This window comes from Stenotrophomonas acidaminiphila (assembly GCF_014109845.1).
In the GTDB taxonomy this organism is placed as follows: Bacteria; Pseudomonadota; Gammaproteobacteria; order Xanthomonadales; family Xanthomonadaceae; genus Stenotrophomonas; species Stenotrophomonas acidaminiphila.
The window spans coordinates 2,193,284-2,207,784 of record NZ_CP043567.1; the positions used below are offsets into that span (position 1 = coordinate 2,193,284).

General features: G+C 69.0%; 16 protein-coding genes. 10 read left to right on the forward strand and 6 right to left on the reverse strand.

Translation table 11 applies throughout. The features are described 5' to 3' along the window. Window positions 1-2: 2 nt before the first annotated feature. Window positions 3-986, reverse strand: a complete 984-nt coding sequence (locus F0P95_RS09925) for a PhoH family protein (RefSeq protein ID WP_182334050.1) — start codon at window positions 984-986, stop codon at window positions 3-5. Window positions 987-1,166: 180 nt separating this feature from the next. Between F0P95_RS09925 and F0P95_RS09930 the strand changes: the two genes are divergently transcribed. The 4 genes from F0P95_RS09930 to F0P95_RS09945 are packed head-to-tail and all read left to right on the forward strand — an operon-like array spanning window position 1,167 to window position 4,909. Then, on the forward strand, window positions 1,167-1,901 hold the full coding sequence (locus F0P95_RS09930) for a TetR/AcrR family transcriptional regulator (RefSeq protein ID WP_182334052.1): 735 nt from the start codon (window positions 1,167-1,169) through the stop codon (window positions 1,899-1,901). Continuing rightward, on the forward strand, window positions 1,894-2,877 hold the full coding sequence (locus F0P95_RS09935) for an HlyD family secretion protein (protein ID WP_425515855.1): 984 nt from the start codon (window positions 1,894-1,896) through the stop codon (window positions 2,875-2,877). The genes F0P95_RS09930 and F0P95_RS09935 overlap by 8 nt, the downstream gene beginning before the upstream one ends. Before the next feature lie 20 nt (window positions 2,878-2,897). Continuing rightward, window positions 2,898-3,824 carry an ABC transporter ATP-binding protein gene (locus F0P95_RS09940; protein WP_182336927.1) on the forward strand — a complete coding sequence of 309 codons (927 nt, stop codon included), beginning with the start codon at window positions 2,898-2,900 and terminating at the stop codon, window positions 3,822-3,824. Next, entirely contained in the window at window positions 3,821-4,909 is a 1,089-nt protein-coding gene (locus tag F0P95_RS09945; RefSeq protein ID WP_182334054.1) for an ABC transporter permease, read from the forward strand. The genes F0P95_RS09940 and F0P95_RS09945 overlap by 4 nt, the downstream gene beginning before the upstream one ends. A gap of 273 nt (window positions 4,910-5,182) precedes the next feature. Here the strand turns inward: F0P95_RS09945 and miaB are convergent, their stop codons facing one another. Further along, window positions 5,183-6,640 (reverse strand): tRNA (N6-isopentenyl adenosine(37)-C2)-methylthiotransferase MiaB, encoded by a 1,458-nt coding sequence (gene miaB / locus F0P95_RS09950; protein WP_425515856.1) that lies wholly within the window; start codon window positions 6,638-6,640, stop codon window positions 5,183-5,185. 146 nt (window positions 6,641-6,786) lie between these two features. Here miaB and F0P95_RS09955 point away from each other — a divergent pair, with 146 nt between their 5' ends. The 6 genes from F0P95_RS09955 to F0P95_RS09980 all read left to right on the forward strand — a co-directional run bounded on the left by F0P95_RS09955 (window position 6,787) and on the right by F0P95_RS09980 (window position 11,796). After that, window positions 6,787-7,701 carry a lytic transglycosylase domain-containing protein gene (locus F0P95_RS09955; RefSeq protein ID WP_182334059.1) on the forward strand — a complete coding sequence of 305 codons (915 nt, stop codon included), beginning with the start codon at window positions 6,787-6,789 and terminating at the stop codon, window positions 7,699-7,701. A gap of 172 nt (window positions 7,702-7,873) precedes the next feature. Next, complete coding sequence (gene petA / locus F0P95_RS09960; protein WP_182334061.1) at window positions 7,874-8,494, forward strand: ubiquinol-cytochrome c reductase iron-sulfur subunit; 621 nt, start codon at window positions 7,874-7,876, stop codon at window positions 8,492-8,494. A gap of 2 nt (window positions 8,495-8,496) precedes the next feature. Further along, window positions 8,497-9,759: a cytochrome b gene (locus tag F0P95_RS09965; RefSeq protein ID WP_182334063.1), complete on the forward strand. Its 1,263-nt coding sequence runs from the start codon at window positions 8,497-8,499 to the stop codon at window positions 9,757-9,759. Further along, on the forward strand, window positions 9,752-10,495 hold the full coding sequence (locus F0P95_RS09970; protein ID WP_182334065.1) for a cytochrome c1: 744 nt from the start codon (window positions 9,752-9,754) through the stop codon (window positions 10,493-10,495). Before F0P95_RS09965 ends, F0P95_RS09970 begins: the two co-directional genes overlap by 8 nt. A gap of 151 nt (window positions 10,496-10,646) precedes the next feature. Next, window positions 10,647-11,282 (forward strand): glutathione S-transferase N-terminal domain-containing protein, encoded by a 636-nt coding sequence (locus F0P95_RS09975; protein ID WP_182334067.1) that lies wholly within the window; start codon window positions 10,647-10,649, stop codon window positions 11,280-11,282. A gap of 76 nt (window positions 11,283-11,358) precedes the next feature. Continuing rightward, entirely contained in the window at window positions 11,359-11,796 is a 438-nt protein-coding gene (locus F0P95_RS09980; RefSeq protein ID WP_056932281.1) for a ClpXP protease specificity-enhancing factor, read from the forward strand. A gap of 68 nt (window positions 11,797-11,864) precedes the next feature. On the opposite strand, the gene F0P95_RS09985 is transcribed toward F0P95_RS09980, so the two are convergent. The 4 genes from F0P95_RS09985 to F0P95_RS10000 all read right to left on the reverse strand — a co-directional run bounded on the left by F0P95_RS09985 (window position 11,865) and on the right by F0P95_RS10000 (window position 14,458). Beyond that, entirely contained in the window at window positions 11,865-12,215 is a 351-nt protein-coding gene (locus F0P95_RS09985; protein WP_182334069.1) for a DUF3301 domain-containing protein, read from the reverse strand. A 109-nt stretch (window positions 12,216-12,324) separates the two neighbouring features. Beyond that, window positions 12,325-13,200, reverse strand: a complete 876-nt coding sequence (locus F0P95_RS09990) for a DUF2272 domain-containing protein (protein ID WP_182336929.1) — start codon at window positions 13,198-13,200, stop codon at window positions 12,325-12,327. A 116-nt stretch (window positions 13,201-13,316) separates the two neighbouring features. After that, the gene (gene nadC / locus F0P95_RS09995) at window positions 13,317-14,189 is read right to left on the reverse strand and encodes a carboxylating nicotinate-nucleotide diphosphorylase (RefSeq protein WP_182334070.1); all 873 of its coding nucleotides are present in this window, start codon (window positions 14,187-14,189) and stop codon (window positions 13,317-13,319) included. Further along, window positions 14,189-14,458 carry a Trm112 family protein gene (locus tag F0P95_RS10000; protein ID WP_182334073.1) on the reverse strand — a complete coding sequence of 90 codons (270 nt, stop codon included), beginning with the start codon at window positions 14,456-14,458 and terminating at the stop codon, window positions 14,189-14,191. Before F0P95_RS10000 ends, nadC begins: the two co-directional genes overlap by 1 nt. Window positions 14,459-14,501: the final 43 nt, after the last annotated feature.

The following is a 14,501-nucleotide window of genomic DNA, read 5'->3' on the forward strand; positions in this document are numbered from 1 at the left end:
CCTTACCCGGCCGCGGGGTTGACCCGCTGCAGGTCGCGGCGGTCGTAGGCGCTGACGATCCGCGCCACCAGCGGGTGGCGGACCACGTCGCGCGATTCGAAGAACGTGAAGCTCACGCCCTCGACGTCGCGCAGCACCTCGATGGCGTCGCGCAGCCCGGATTTGACGTGCTTGGGCAGGTCGGTCTGGGTGAGGTCGCCGGTGACCACCGCGGTCGAGCCGAAGCCCAGCCGGGTCAGGAACATCTTCATCTGCTCGATGGTGGTGTTCTGGGCTTCGTCCAGGATCACGAAGGCGTCGTTGAGCGTGCGCCCGCGCATGTACGCCAGCGGCGCGATCTCGATGACGTTCTTCTCCAGCAGCTTGGCGACCTTCTCCACGCCCAGCATTTCGTACAGCGCGTCGTACAGCGGGCGCAGATACGGGTCGACCTTCTGGGTGAGGTCGCCGGGCAGGAAGCCCAGCTTCTCGCCGGCCTCCACCGCCGGGCGCACCAGGATCAGCCGCTGCACGCGCGATTCGTTCAGTGCTTCCACCGCCATGGCCACCGCCAGGAAGGTCTTGCCGGTGCCGGCCGGGCCGATGCCGAAGTTGATGTCGTGGGTGGCGATCTGGTGCAGGTAGCGCGACTGGTTCTGGCCGCGGCCGCGCACGGTGCCGCGCTTGACCTTGATCGCCACCTCCTGCGCATCGTAGGCACGCTCGGCCACCTGCTCGACGTTGGCGCGACTCAGCAGCAGGTGGATGGCGTGGCTGTCCAGGGGGGCGCCGGCGGCTTCGTCGTACAGCGCCTTGAGCAGGCGCTCGGCCTCGCCGACAGCCTTGCCCGGCCCGCTGACCCGGAACACATTGCCGCGGTTGGCGATCTGCACGCCCAGGCGCAGTTCGACCTGGCGCAGGTTCTCGTCGAAGGGGCCGGCAAGGTTGGCCAGCCGCTCGTTGTCGGCCGGGTCGAGGGTGAAGTCGTGATGGATGGTCGCAGTCATGGATGCAGAAATGGTGCCGATGCGCCCGGTATCAATGCCGCTGCGCCGATGCCGCATTGTCTCACTTCCGCTTCGCGCGGGTGCCGGGCCGGGCTGGCCATACGCGACCGGGCCATCGCCCTGTGCGGGTCGCAACGGATCATCATTGAAATTTAATTATTCATTGAATTAAATGGAATCATGAAACGTGCCCACCCCAATCCAGCCGCGGACCCTGCCGGTGCCGCCCTGCCGCGGCCTGCCGCGGCGCAGCCGGTACCTGTCGCGCGCAAGCCGCGCAAGCGCGCACCGGGGCGGCGGCCCGGTGCCGATGCCGTCGACCTGCGCGAACGGCTGCTGGACGCGGCGTTGGCCTGCTTCGTCGCCCACGGCATCAACGCCACTTCGCTGCGCGACATCGCCCGTCGCGCCGGAGTGACGCCGGCGCTGGTCCACTACTACTTCGGCGACAAGCTGCAGCTGCGGCAGGCGGTGGTGGCCGAGCGGCTGTTGCCGGTCATGGCCGCGGTCCATGCCGGCGTGGCCGAGGCGGGCGACGACGTGGCGGCGATGGTGGGCGGCTTCGTCACCGGCATCACCCGCGCGGTGGTGGCCAATCCGTGGCTGCCGACGCTGTGGGTGCGGGAAATCCTCTGCGAAGGCGGTGCCCTGCGCGGGATGATGATCGAGCAGGCCGGGCCGCTGCTGCCGCGCCTGCTGGTGGAGCGGTTGAGCGCCGCGCAACAGGCCGGGCGACTCGCCCCGGCGCTGGATCCGCGGTTGATGGTGGTGTCGATGGTCGGGCTGACGATGTTCCCGCTGGCCAGTGCGCCGATCTGGCAGCAGGTGTTCGGTGCCGGGGAACTGGGCGCCGATGCGGTACAGCGGCACGCATTGGCGGTGTTGACGCAGGTTCTGGAGCCAGGACATGAATGACCGGGGCATCCCCGTGGCAATGTTGTTGGCGTTGGCGTTGGCGTTGGCGTTGGCGTTGGCCGGTTGCTCGCGGCAGGCGCCGCAGGCGCTGGGCACGCTGGAATGGGACCGGGTAACGGTGCCGGCGCCGGTGTCCGAGCGCATCGTGCGCCTGGACGTGCGCGAGGGCCAGCAGGTCGCTGCCGGTGCGCCGCTGATGCAGCTGGAACCGGCGCAGACCCGGTCGCAGCTGGACGCGTTGCAGGCGCGGGTGGAGCAAAGCGACGCCGTATTGCTGGAACTGCGCCACGGCCCGCGCGTCGAGGACATCGACCAGGCCCGCGCGGCGCTGGCCGCGGCGCAGGCGCAGGCGCGGGAGGCGCAGGCGTACCACGCGCGGCTGCAGCCGCTGGCCCGGCGCCAGCTGGTGGCGCCGGCGGAGCTGGACCGCGCGCTTGCCGCCGCGCGCAGCGCTCAGGCACAGGTGCGGCTGGCCGCGGCGGTACTGGATGAACGGTTGCGCGGCAGCCGCAGTGAACAGCTGTTGCAGGGCGAGGCGGCGCTGGCGGCGGCCCGGGCCACGGCCACGGCGCAATCGGTGCTGCTGGACAAACTGACGCTGGTGGCGCCGCGTGCCGGCCGCGTCGACAGCCTTCCCTACAAGCTCGGCGACCAGCCCGGGGCGGGGGCGCCGCTGGTGGTGCTGCTGGTGGGCGAGGCGCCGTATGCGCGCGTCTACCTGCCGCAGGCGCTGCGCAACCGCCTGGCAGTGGGTGACCGCCTGCGGGTGCAGATACAGCCGGCGGGGCAGGTGTTCGACGGGCGCGTGCGCATGATCCGCAGCGATCCGGTATTCACTCCCTACTTTGCATTGACCGGGCAGGATGCCGAGCGCCTGAGCTACCTGGCTGAAATCAGCCTGGGCAAGGAGGCCGCTGCGCTGCCGGTGGGAGCGCCGGTGCAGGTGCTGGCCGATGCCGCGGGGGGGGCGCGGTGATGGAGGAGGCGGGGGTCGCGATCCGTGCGCGCGGCCTGGTGCGGCGCTTCGGCGCGCTGCTGGCGGTGGACGGCATCGACCTGGACGTGCCGCGCCGGCAGGTATACGGCTTCCTCGGCCCGAACGGCTCGGGCAAGTCCACCACCATCCGCATGCTGTGCGGCCTGCTCACGCCCAGCGCGGGCCAGATCGAGGTGCTGGGCCTGCGCATTCCCGAGCAGGCCGAGGCGCTGCGCAGCCGCATCGGTTACATGACGCAGAAGTTCTCGCTGTTCGACGACCTGAGCGTGCGCGAGAACCTGGAGTTCCTGGCGGCCGTGCACGACCTGCCCAGGGCGCAGGCGCGGCGGCGCATCGACACGCTGGTCGAGCAATACCATTTCCAGGACCGGCAGAAGCAGCTGGCCGGCACCATGAGCGGCGGCCAGAAGCAACGCCTGGCTTTGGCGGCGGCGGTGATCCACCAGCCGGAACTGCTGTTCCTCGACGAGCCCACCAGTGCGGTGGACCCGGAGTCGCGCCGCGATTTCTGGGAAAAGCTGTTCGAGCTGGCCGATGCCGGCACCACGCTGCTGGTCTCCACCCACTACATGGACGAGGCCGAGCGCTGCCATCGCATCGCCATCCTCGACCACGGCGCGCTGGTGGCCGACGGTACCCCGGCCGAACTCACCGCCGGGCTGGCCGGGCGCACCCTGGTGGTCGATGCCGACCAGCCGCGGCAGGCGGCACGGGCACTGTCGGCCTGCGCGGGCGTGGCCAGCGTGGCGCAGATCGGCAACCGCCTGCGCGTGCTGCTGGACAAGGACGCAGGCCAGGCGCCGCTGGCGCAGGCGCTGGAGACGGCGGGCATCGCCGCGCGCCTGCTGCCGCAGCCCGCCAGCCTGGAGGACGTGTTCGTCGCCGCGACCCGGCAGCGCCCGGTGGCCGGCAGGGGCGACGCATGAAGCTGCGCCGTCTGCTGGGGGTGATGACCAAGGAGCTGCGGCAGATGCGGCGCGACCGCATCACCCTGGCGATGATCATCGGCATCCCGGTGATGCAGCTGCTGCTGTTCGGCTACGCGATCAACACCAACCTGCGCGACCTGTCCGCCGGCTTCGCCGACCAGGCGCGGACCTCGGCCTCGCGGATGCTGGCGCGCGACATCGTGGCCAGCGGCGTGGTCTCGCCGGTGCTGGAGGCGGCGACGCCGCAGCAACTGCTCGATGCCATGCGCCGCGGCGAGATCAGCATCGGCATCGTCATCCCGCCGGACTACGAGCGCCGCCGCGCCGAAGGCCGCGAGGCGCTGCAGATCCTGGTCGACGGCAGCGACAACGCGGTCCAGAGCGCGGCGGCGCAGCTGGCGCGCATGCCGCTGGAGGGCATGGCTTTCGACCCGCTGGCGCCGGGTGCGATCGGCGTGGTCAGCTTCTACAACCCGCAGCGCAGTTCCGCGACCAACATCGTGCCGGGTCTGGTAGGGGTGATCCTGACCATGACCATGGTGCTGTTCACCGCGGTGGCGATCGTGCGCGAACGCGAGCGCGGCAACATGGAACTGTTGATCGCCACGCCGCTGACCAGTGCCGAGCTGATGGTCGGCAAGGTCGTTCCCTACGTGGCGGTCGGCCTGCTGCAGACCGGCATGGTGCTGGCACTGGGCGCATGGTTCTTCCACGTGCCGATGGCGGGCAGCCTGTGGCACGTGTTCATCGCCGCCAGCCTGCTGATCGTCGCCAACCTGGCGCTGGGCCTGTTGATCTCGACCCGCGCGCAGTCGCAGTTCCAGGCGATGCAGATGACCTTCTTCCTGTTCCTGCCGTCGATCCTGCTGTCCGGCTTCATGTTCCCGTTCTCGGGCATGCCGCGCTCGGTGCAGTGGCTGGCGGAGCTGCTGCCGCTGACCCACTTCCTGCGCCTGATCCGCGGCATGATGCTGCGCGGCGCGAGCCTGTGGGAGCTATGGCCCGACGCGCTGGCGCTGCTGGTCTTCAGCGCGGTGATGATGGCCGGCGCGATCCTGCGCTTCCGCAAGCGGCTGGACTGAGCGGACGCTGCGCGGTTGTCCACACCGGATGTGGATGCCTGCACGACGAAGCTGTGGATGGATGCGCGCAGGCCATGCGTGGCAAGGCGTTGCGGGTGCTGGCGAAGATTTGTCCAGGGCGCGGCTGGTTGTCCGTCGCGGGTGTGGATGATGCCTGCGCGACCATGCCGGCAGGCCGTGGCGCCGCCCGCCACGCGCAAGGCCTGCTCGGCTGCTCCGGAAGTGGCCGACAGTTCACGCCAGGGCGCGCCCGTGCCGGCCATCGGGCACGACTCAGTCGGCGGTGACGATGCGCCCGCGCAGCGAATTGGTCAGCGCCTCGGTGATGACCACGTCGACGAACTGGCCGATCAGCCGCTTCGGGCCCGGGAAGTTCACCGAGCGCATGTTCTCGGTCTTGCCGGTCAGCTCGTTGTCGTCCTTGCGCGAGGTGCCTTCGACCAGCACGGTCTGCACGCTGCCGACCATGTTCCTGGAAATGTCGGCGGCATATGCGTTGATGTGCGCCTGCAGGCGCGACAGGCGTGCGTGCTTCTCGGCCTCGGAGGTGGTGTCTTCCAGGTCGGCGGCCGGCGTGCCGGGGCGGCGCGAGTAGATGAAGGAAAAGCTCTGGTCGAAGCCCACGTCCTCGATCAGCTTCATGGTCTTCTCGAAATCGGCCCCGGTCTCGCCGGGAAAGCCGACGATGAAGTCCGAGCTGATCGAGATGTCCGGGCGCACCGCGCGCAGCTTGCGGATCTTGGCCTTGAACTCGAGTGCGGTGTAGCCGCGCTTCATCGCGCTGAGCACGCGGTCGCTGCCGGCCTGGACCGGCAGGTGCAGGTAGTTGGCCAGCTTGGGCACGTCGCGGTAGGCGTCCACCAGCGAATCGCTGAACTCCAGCGGGTGCGAGGTGGTGAAACGGATGCGGCCGATGCCGTCGATCTCGGCGATGGTGCGGATCAGCAGCCCCAGGTCCGCCAGTTCCCCGTCGCCATACGGGCCGCGGTAGGCGTTGACGTTCTGCCCGAGCAGGTTGATCTCGCGCACGCCCTGCGCGGCCAGCTGCGCGCATTCGACCACCACGTCCTCGAACGGGCGGCTGACCTCGGTGCCGCGGGTGTAGGGCACCACGCAGAACGAGCAGTACTTGGAACAGCCTTCCATGATCGACACGAATGCCGACGGGCCTTCGGCGCGCGGCTCGGGCAGGCGGTCGAACTTCTCGATCTCGGGGAAGCTTATGTCCACCTGCGGCCGGTTCTGCTCGCGGCGGGCACGGATCAGTTCCGGCAGCCGGTGCAGGGTCTGCGGTCCGAACACCAGGTCCACGTACGGCGCGCGCTTGACGATGGCCTCGCCCTCCTGCGACGCCACGCAGCCGCCGACGCCGATGATGACGTCGCGGCCGCCGGCCTTGAGCTCCTTCCAGCGGCCGAGCTGGCTGAACACCTTCTCCTGCGCCTTCTCGCGGATGGAGCAGGTGTTGACCAGCACCACGTCCGCTTCCTCGGGGTTGTCGGTCAGCTCCAGGCCCTCGGCTTCGGCCAGCACGTCGGCCATCTTGGCCGAGTCGTACTCGTTCATCTGGCAGCCGTGGGTCTTGATATAGAGCTTGCCGCGCGCCGGCGAGCCGGCAGCTGCGTCGCGCCCGCGCCCGGGCAGGGGGATCAGTTCAGGGGTATTCATTTCGACGGAAGGCATGGCGGAAACCGCCACGTTCGGCAGGGGGGAGGCTGGCGTCCCGGGCATGGCGCTTATTCCAGACGGGTGGGCGGGCAGGCGGCGCTGGCGCCGCGGCGGGGGGCGATTGTACCGGGGTTGCCGCCGGGGGGGGCGTACCGGCCGCGGCCGGCAGTTGGCATTCCTGCCGGGAAACTGGGACACTTCCGCCCGCAATGAAGACCGGACTGGGGATCGCTGGGGTATTGATCGCCGCGCTGACGGCTGTGCCGGCCAGTGCCGGTACCCTGTACAAGTGTCTCGGTGCCGACGGCGTCTCCAATTACGTCAGCAAGCGCATTCATGGCGCCAGCTGCAGCGTGGTCGGCAGCTACCGGCCGTCGTCCGCCGCGCCGCGCCCGAGCGAGCGGCGGCCGACCACCGCGGTTGCCGCCACCGCCCCGGCTCCTGCCCCGGTTCCCGCCCCGGCGCCGCCGGCGACGGCGACAGCGGCGGCAGCCAGTAGCGCGCCGCCGCGTTCCCCACCCGGCGCCAGCCGTGCGCAACGGGTGGTCAGCGGGCAGGTCTACACCTACATGAAGGACGGCGTGCGTCACTACACCAGCGCCCGGCCGGCGCAGGTCGCCAGCGTGGGCGAAGTGCGCACCATCCGCTACAGCTACATCGAGCGCTGCTACGCCTGCGGCGCCAACCCGGGGGTCAACTTCGGCACGATCCGGCTCAACACCCAGGCCTACCGCTCCGAGATCGCCGCCGCGGCGCGCGAGTTCGGGGTCGAGGAGGCCGTGGTGCGCGCGGTGATCCATGCCGAGTCGGCATTCAATCCCACCGCCCTGAGCCGCGCCGGCGCGCAGGGGCTGATGCAGCTGATGCCGGCCACCGCGCGTCGTTTCGGCGTGAGCGACGCCTACGACGCCAGCCAGAACATCCGCGGCGGCGTGCAGTACCTGTCGTGGCTGCTGCGCCGCTTCAATGGCGACCTGACGCTGGCCGCGGCCGGCTACAACGCCGGCGAGGGTGCGGTCGACCGGCATGGCGGGGTGCCGCCCTACAACGAAACCCGGTACTACGTGAAGCGCGTGGCGCAGTTGGCCGACCGCTACCGTGGCGAGCTGGGCTCGCGCCAATGATTGCTTTTGCGCTTAATTCCAGGAGCACGTGACAAAAGTCATGCACTCGTGTTTCATCGCGTTGTGCGGCCGCTGAACGTTCAGCTAAACTCGGGGGAGATTCGATTCTGAGCGGTCCGGTTCCACCGGTCGCAGGCAGCCGCAAGCCACCTAATCAATATCGGAGGGCCGGATGGCCAACGATGGGGTAAACGATCCAGTAAATGCCGGACGCCGGCGCTTCCTGACAGCGACCACCGCCGTGGTCGGCGCAGTCGGGGCAGGTTTCGCAGCAGTTCCTTTCATCAAGTCATGGAATCCCAGTGCCAAGGCCCAGCTGGCCGGCGCACCGGTGAATGCCGACATCAGCGCGTTGCAGGAGGGGCAGCGCCTGGTCCTGGAGTGGCGAGGCCAGCCGATCTGGATCGTCAAGCGTTCCAAGGCGGTGCTCGACGCGCTGCCGACGCTCGACGGCCGCCTGCGCGACCCCAAGTCCGAGAACGTCGACCAGCAGCCGGACTACGTGCGCAAGGCCAATCCGGAGCTGCGCTCAATCAAGCCCGAAATCTCGGTGCTGGTCGGCCTGTGCACCCATCTGGGCTGCTCGCCGGAGATGGCTGCCGAGATCAAGCCCGAGCCGTATGACCCGGAATGGAAGGGCGGCTATTTCTGCCCCTGCCACAAGTCGCGCTTCGACATGGCCGGGCGCGTGTTCCAGGGCGTGCCGGCACCGACCAACCTGGTCGTGCCACCACATCACTACGCCGACGACAACACCATCGTCATCGGCGTCGATCCCAAGGGGGCGGCGTAATCATGGCTGACAACATCCTCGTTCGCGCCGCCAACGGCGTGATGGGCTGGGTCAACGACCGCGCCCCGGCGCTGATGCCGATGTACCGGAAGCACATGTCCGAGTACTACGCGCCGAAGAACTTCAACATCTGGTACATCTTCGGCGTGCTGTCGATGGTGGTGCTGGTCAACCAGATCGTCACCGGCATCTTCCTCACCATGCATTACAAGACCAGCGCGGCGGAAGCCTTCGCCTCGGTCGAGTACATCATGCGCGACGTGGAGTGGGGCTGGCTGATCCGCTACATGCACAGCACCGGCGCCTCGCTGTTCTTCATCGTCGTGTACCTGCACATGTTCCGCGGCCTGATGTACGGCTCCTACAAGAAGCCGCGCGAGCTGGTGTGGATCCTGGGCATGCTGATCTACCTGGCGCTGATGGCCGAAGCCTTCATGGGCTACGTGCTGCCGTGGGGTCAGATGTCGTTCTGGGGCGCGAAGGTCATCATCTCGCTGTTCGGCGCCATCCCGGTGATCGGCAATGGCCTGACCGAGTGGATCATGGGCGACTACCTGCCGTCCGACGCCACCTTGAACCGCTTCTTCGCCCTGCACGTGATCGCGGTGCCGCTGGTGCTGCTGCTGCTGGTGGTGCTGCACCTGGGCGCGCTGCACGAGGTGGGCTCCAACAACCCCGATGGCGTGGAGATCAAGAAGGGGCCGAAGGGCAACCGCTGGTCGCCGACCGCCCCGGCCGACGGCGTGCCGTTCCACCCGTACTACACGGTGAAGGACACCTTCTACGTGTTCGCGATGATGATCATCGCCGCCTTCATCATCTTCTTCGCCCCGGCGTTCGGCGGCTGGTTCCTCGAGCACGACAACTTCACCGAGGCCAACAGCCTGGTGACCCCGGCGCACATCAAGCCGGTGTGGTACTACACGCCTTACTACGCGATGCTGCGGGTGATCCCGCACAAGCTCAGCGGCGTGCTGGTGATGTTCGGCGCCATCGCGATCCTGTTCCTGGTGCCGTGGCTGGACCGCGCCAAGGTCAAGTCCTACCGCTACCGCGGCCTGCTGTCCAAGCTGCTGCTGTTCGGCTTCGCGATCAGCTTCGTGTGGCTGGGCAAGATCGGCGCGGGCCCGGGTACCGACCCGGTGGAGACCATCATCGGCCGCTTCCTGACCGCGTATTACTTCCTCTTCTTCCTGACCATGCCAGTGTGGACCAAGCTGGACAAGACCAAGCCGGTGCCGGAGCGGGTGACGACGCATGACTAAGAAATGGATTGCCTTGCTGGCAACGGCCGCTGCCGCGCTCCTGTTCTCGGCCACCACCTTCGCCGCTACCGAAGGAGCGCTGCAGCAGGCCGGCAACGACCTGTCCGACCAGGCATCGCTGCAGCGCGGTGCCCAGGCCTACATGAACTACTGCTCGGGCTGCCATTCGCTGAAGTACCTGCGCTACTCGCGCATGGCGTCGGACCTCGGCCTGACCGAGCAGCAGGTGATGGACAACCTGAACTTCACCGGTGCCAAGTTCGGTGAGCAGATCCATGTCGCCATGACCAAGGAGCAGGGCGAAAAGTGGTTCGGCAAGATGCCGCCGGACCTGAGCCTGATCGCGCGCGTGCGCCAGAGCGACTGGGTCTACACCTACCTCAAGTCGTTCTACCTGGACGAGTCGAGGCCGCTGGGCTGGAACAACAAGCTGTTCCCGAACGCCTCCATGCCCAATCCGCTGTGGGAGCTGCAGGGCCTGCAGCACGCCGAGTTCGGCGAGCCCGACGTCGCCGGCGAGCGACATCCGGAGCGGCTGGTGGTCACCAGCCCGGGCCGGGTGACGCCGCAGGAATACGACCAGACCGTCCGCGACATCACCAACTTCCTTGAGTATGCCGGCGAGCCGGCCGCGCTCAAGCGCCAGAGCCTGGGCGTGTGGGTGGTGCTGTTCCTGGCGCTGCTCGCCTTCCTGGCGTACCTGCTCAAGAACGAGTACTGGACGGACGTGCATTGACGCGAGGGTGGGTCGCCGGGCCGCCGGGGGAAGTCGCCCGGCACTTGGCATCGGCACCGGCTGACTGCACACTCAGGGAAGGTGGCGGACCGCGGGCGCTGGGCCCGCGGCGCCGTAAGGCTGGCGGATTCCGGCCCTTGGAGAGCCCTTGATGGCGGCGAGTGTGCGCATGCGAAATATCCTGACGTTGTTCTCGGCCAACGACGATGTCCTGTGCCACCGGGTGCGGCTGGTGCTGGCGGCGAAGGGTGTCACCTACGATCTGGTGCCGGTCGATCCGCAGAATCCGCCGGAAGACCTCATCGACCTCAATCCCTACCACTCGGTGCCGACCCTGGTCGAGCGCGAGCTGGTGCTGTATGCGGCCTCCGTGGTCAGCGAATACCTGGACGAGCGCTACCCGCATCCGCCGCTGATGCCGGTGGACCCCCTGTCGCGGGCGCGCCTGCGCCTGGCGATGCTGCGCATCGAGCACGACTGGGTGCCGCAGGTGCAGGCGATCCAGCTGGGCAACAAGTCCCAGGCCGAGGCGGCCCGCAAGCGCCTGAAGGAACTGGTGGCGCAGTCGGTGCCGCTGTTCAAGGCGTCCAAGTTCTTCCTCAATCCGGAAATGAGCCTGGCCGACTGCGCGATGGCGCCGATCATCTGGCGGCTTGATGCGCTGGGCATCCCGCTGCCCAAGGATGGCAAGGCGATCGAGGATTACGGCAACCGCATCTTCCGCAACCCGGGTTTCATCCGCAGTCTCACCGAGCAGGAAAAGAAGCTGCGCGACCTTCCGGTCTGACGCATCTGCTGTATGCAGACTTATCGATCACCGCCCGCTGGCGGTGATGGCGCTCGATGCCGCGTACACTTGCCACATGAGTGAAGAATCTTTCCGCATGAGCAGCCATCGTCCCTACCTGTTGAGGGCGCTGGTGGAGTGGATCAACGACAACGGCATGACCCCGCACATCATGGTCGATGCCGGCGTGCCGGGCGTACAGGTGCCGGCCAGCGCGGTCAAGGACGAGCGGGTCGTGCTGAACATCGCCGAGCGCGCGGTGATGCGGTTGCACATCGACAACGATGCGGTGAGTTTCACCGCACGTTTCTCGGGCGTCAGCTTCCCGGTGAACGTGCCGATCGCCGCGGTGCTGGCGGTGTATGCGCGCGAAACCGGGCAGGGCATGGCATTGCCCGACGACATCCCGGGTACCGATGGTCCGGAGCCGCACGACGACGATACGCCGCCGCCCACGCCGCCGGATCCGCCGCAACCCTCGGGCAAGCGCCCGTTCCTGCGGGTCGTGAAATAGGCAACACCGCCGCCGCGAGGCGGCGGTTTCGTTTACGGGCGTGCCGACCGCGGCGCGCGGGGCGCCGCTCAGATGTCTTCCGCTTCCTCGGTGCGCGGCTGCAGCATGCTGACCCGCGCCGTGGCCGGTCCGACGAAAGACACCAGCTGCCTGCCGCGCAGCACCATGCGCCCGCTGTGGCGCTCGACGCCGTCGTAGGAATAATCGAAGCGGAAGCTGCGCTCGAAGCCCAGCCAGCCGCTGGGCAGCCGGCACAGCCGCAGCCCGGTCGCGTGCACGCTCTGGTCCAGCCACTGCACGTCCGCGGCCTGGCAGGCATTGCGGCCCAGTTCGGTGGCGCGCTCGGCCGCGGCCCGGGACGCATCCCAGAAGGCATAGCCGATGGCACCGACGATCATCAGAATCAACAAGGTAGGCATGGCGCCACTTTAGGCGGGCGCGCGCAAAAGCGGAACCACGCCGGCGCGGTGGCGGATGCGTACGCATCGGCAGCGAAGCGGCCCGGGGTCGGGCGTCCTGGCGTGCCGCTTACCGCGGTATCTCCGGCGTGCCCGGTGGCGGCTGCGCCGGCGCCGCCTCGACCAGCTTCAGCAGCGCGGCCCAGTCCTGCCGGTTGAAGTCGCATTCCTCTTCGCGGCCCGGCGAGCAGGCCGGTTCCAGTGCTGCCGGCGCCGCATCGGACTGCGGCGGCACGACCAGACGGCCGGTGCGGTCCAGTGGCAGCTTGCGCATGGCCACCGTGTTGGCGACGTTGCCGCCGATCAGGTACAGGGTCTGGTCGCCGCCGGCATTGGCGGCCACGACCACTTCGCAATGCGACTTCCAGCGGTCGGCGCCGCCACTGTCCAGGGCCTGGGCCAGGCCGCTGTAGCTGAGTGGCCTGCTACGCTCGCGCAGGAAGCACAGCAGGTCGCCGGGTGCCGGCTTTTCCAGTGCCGGGTCGGTGAGCCGGTACGGCCCGCCGGCGCCCACGGTGCGGCGGGCGGCTCGGATGTAGTCGATATGCCGTGGCGAACGGGCGAAGCCCGGTACCGCGGCGCGCGCCATGACCCAGGACACGAAGGCGGCCGACCACGGGTTGTCGACCAGGAAGGCGCGGCAGTCGTTGTCGGTCGTGCGTTCGCCGGGCGTGGCCATGCAGCTGCGGGCGCCAGGCAGGGCGGCCATCGGCGACAGCGTGCCGCTCTCGCGCCAGTAGCCGGCCACCCGCTGCCAGGCGATCAGGCCATCATCGGCCAGGCTGCTGCTCTCGGCCTCGGTGACGGCGAGGCTGGCGATGCGGCCATCGCGGTCGATGAAGGGCCGATACCAGAGGCGGTGTTCGCCGCACGCGGCGCGGATGATGGCCTTGGCGGTCTCGCCCACGCCATAGCGCGGGGGGATGTCGCAGACCTCCACGGCCATGGCCGGCAAGGCCGGCAGCGACAGCGCACAGCAGAGCAGGAAGCGATGGACCACGGCAGGTTCCCTTCGGGCGTGCATGCGAGCCTCGCAGAGCCGGCCGTGGCCGTGCCGTGAAATCAGCGGGGCGGCGGACCCAGCTTCAGCGACAGGTCGATCGCCTGCACGTGCTTGGTCAGCCCGCCGATGGAAATGCAGTCCACCCCGTCCTCGGCGATCGCGCGCAGCCCGTCCAGGCCGACGCTGCCGGAGACTTCCAGCGGAATGCGCCTGCCGTGCGCCTGGCGGGCGGCGATGCGGACCGCGTCGCGACGCATCGCCGGGGTGAAGTCGTCGATCAGGATGCGGTCGCAGCCGGCGGCCAGGGCTTCTTCCAGCTGCGCCAGGTCCTCGACCTCGACCACCAGCGGCAGCGCCGGCTGGCACGTGCGCGCGGCGCGTACCGCCGCGCTCAGCGAGCCGGCGGCGCGGATGTGGTTTTCCTTGAGCATGACCATGTCGTACAGGCCGAGGCGGTGGTTCTCGCCGCCGCCGCAGCGCACCGCGTACTTCTGCGCCAGGCGCAGGCCGGGCAGGGTCTTGCGGGTATCGAGGATGCGCGCCCCGGTACCGGCCACGGCCGCGACGTACCGCGCGGTGGTGGTGGCGGTGGCCGACAGCGTCTGCATGAAGTTCAGCGAGGTGCGCTCGGCGCTGACCAGGGCGCGGCTGCGGCCCTGCAGGGTGGCCAGTATGGTACCGGCGGCGACGTGCTCGCCCTCCCGCACCTGCCAGTCGATCCTGACCTGCGGGTCGAGCGCGCGGTGGGTGGCGTCGAACCAGGGGCGGCCGGCGACCACCGCGTCCTGCTTGCACAGCAGATAGGCGCTGTCGGCGGTGTCGGGCAGCAGTGCGGCGGTGACATCGCCGCTGCCGATGTCCTCTGCCAGGGCGCGGGCGACGTCGGCCTCGATCTGCTCCCGGGGCGGGGCGGCCGGCGGCTGCGGCACCATCACTTGCCCGGGAAGCCGTCGATCTGCGCGGTGACGATGGCCTCCTCGGCCAGCAGCACCGGAATGCCGTCCTCGACCCGGAACACCTGCTTGCGGTCGCGGGTGACCAGCGCCTCGCGCAGCGGTTCGGCCTGCGCGCTGCCGTCGGCACGGGCGACGCCACCGGCGGCGATGGCGCGGTTCAGCGCTTCCAGCCCGGCGCTGTCCAGCAGGGCCAGCGGTTGGCGGGTATCAGGCGAGACGAGCAGGTCGAGCAGTTTGCGGTCCATCGGGTCGTGGTCTTGCGTGGAAGACGGCTAGAATACGTCTTTG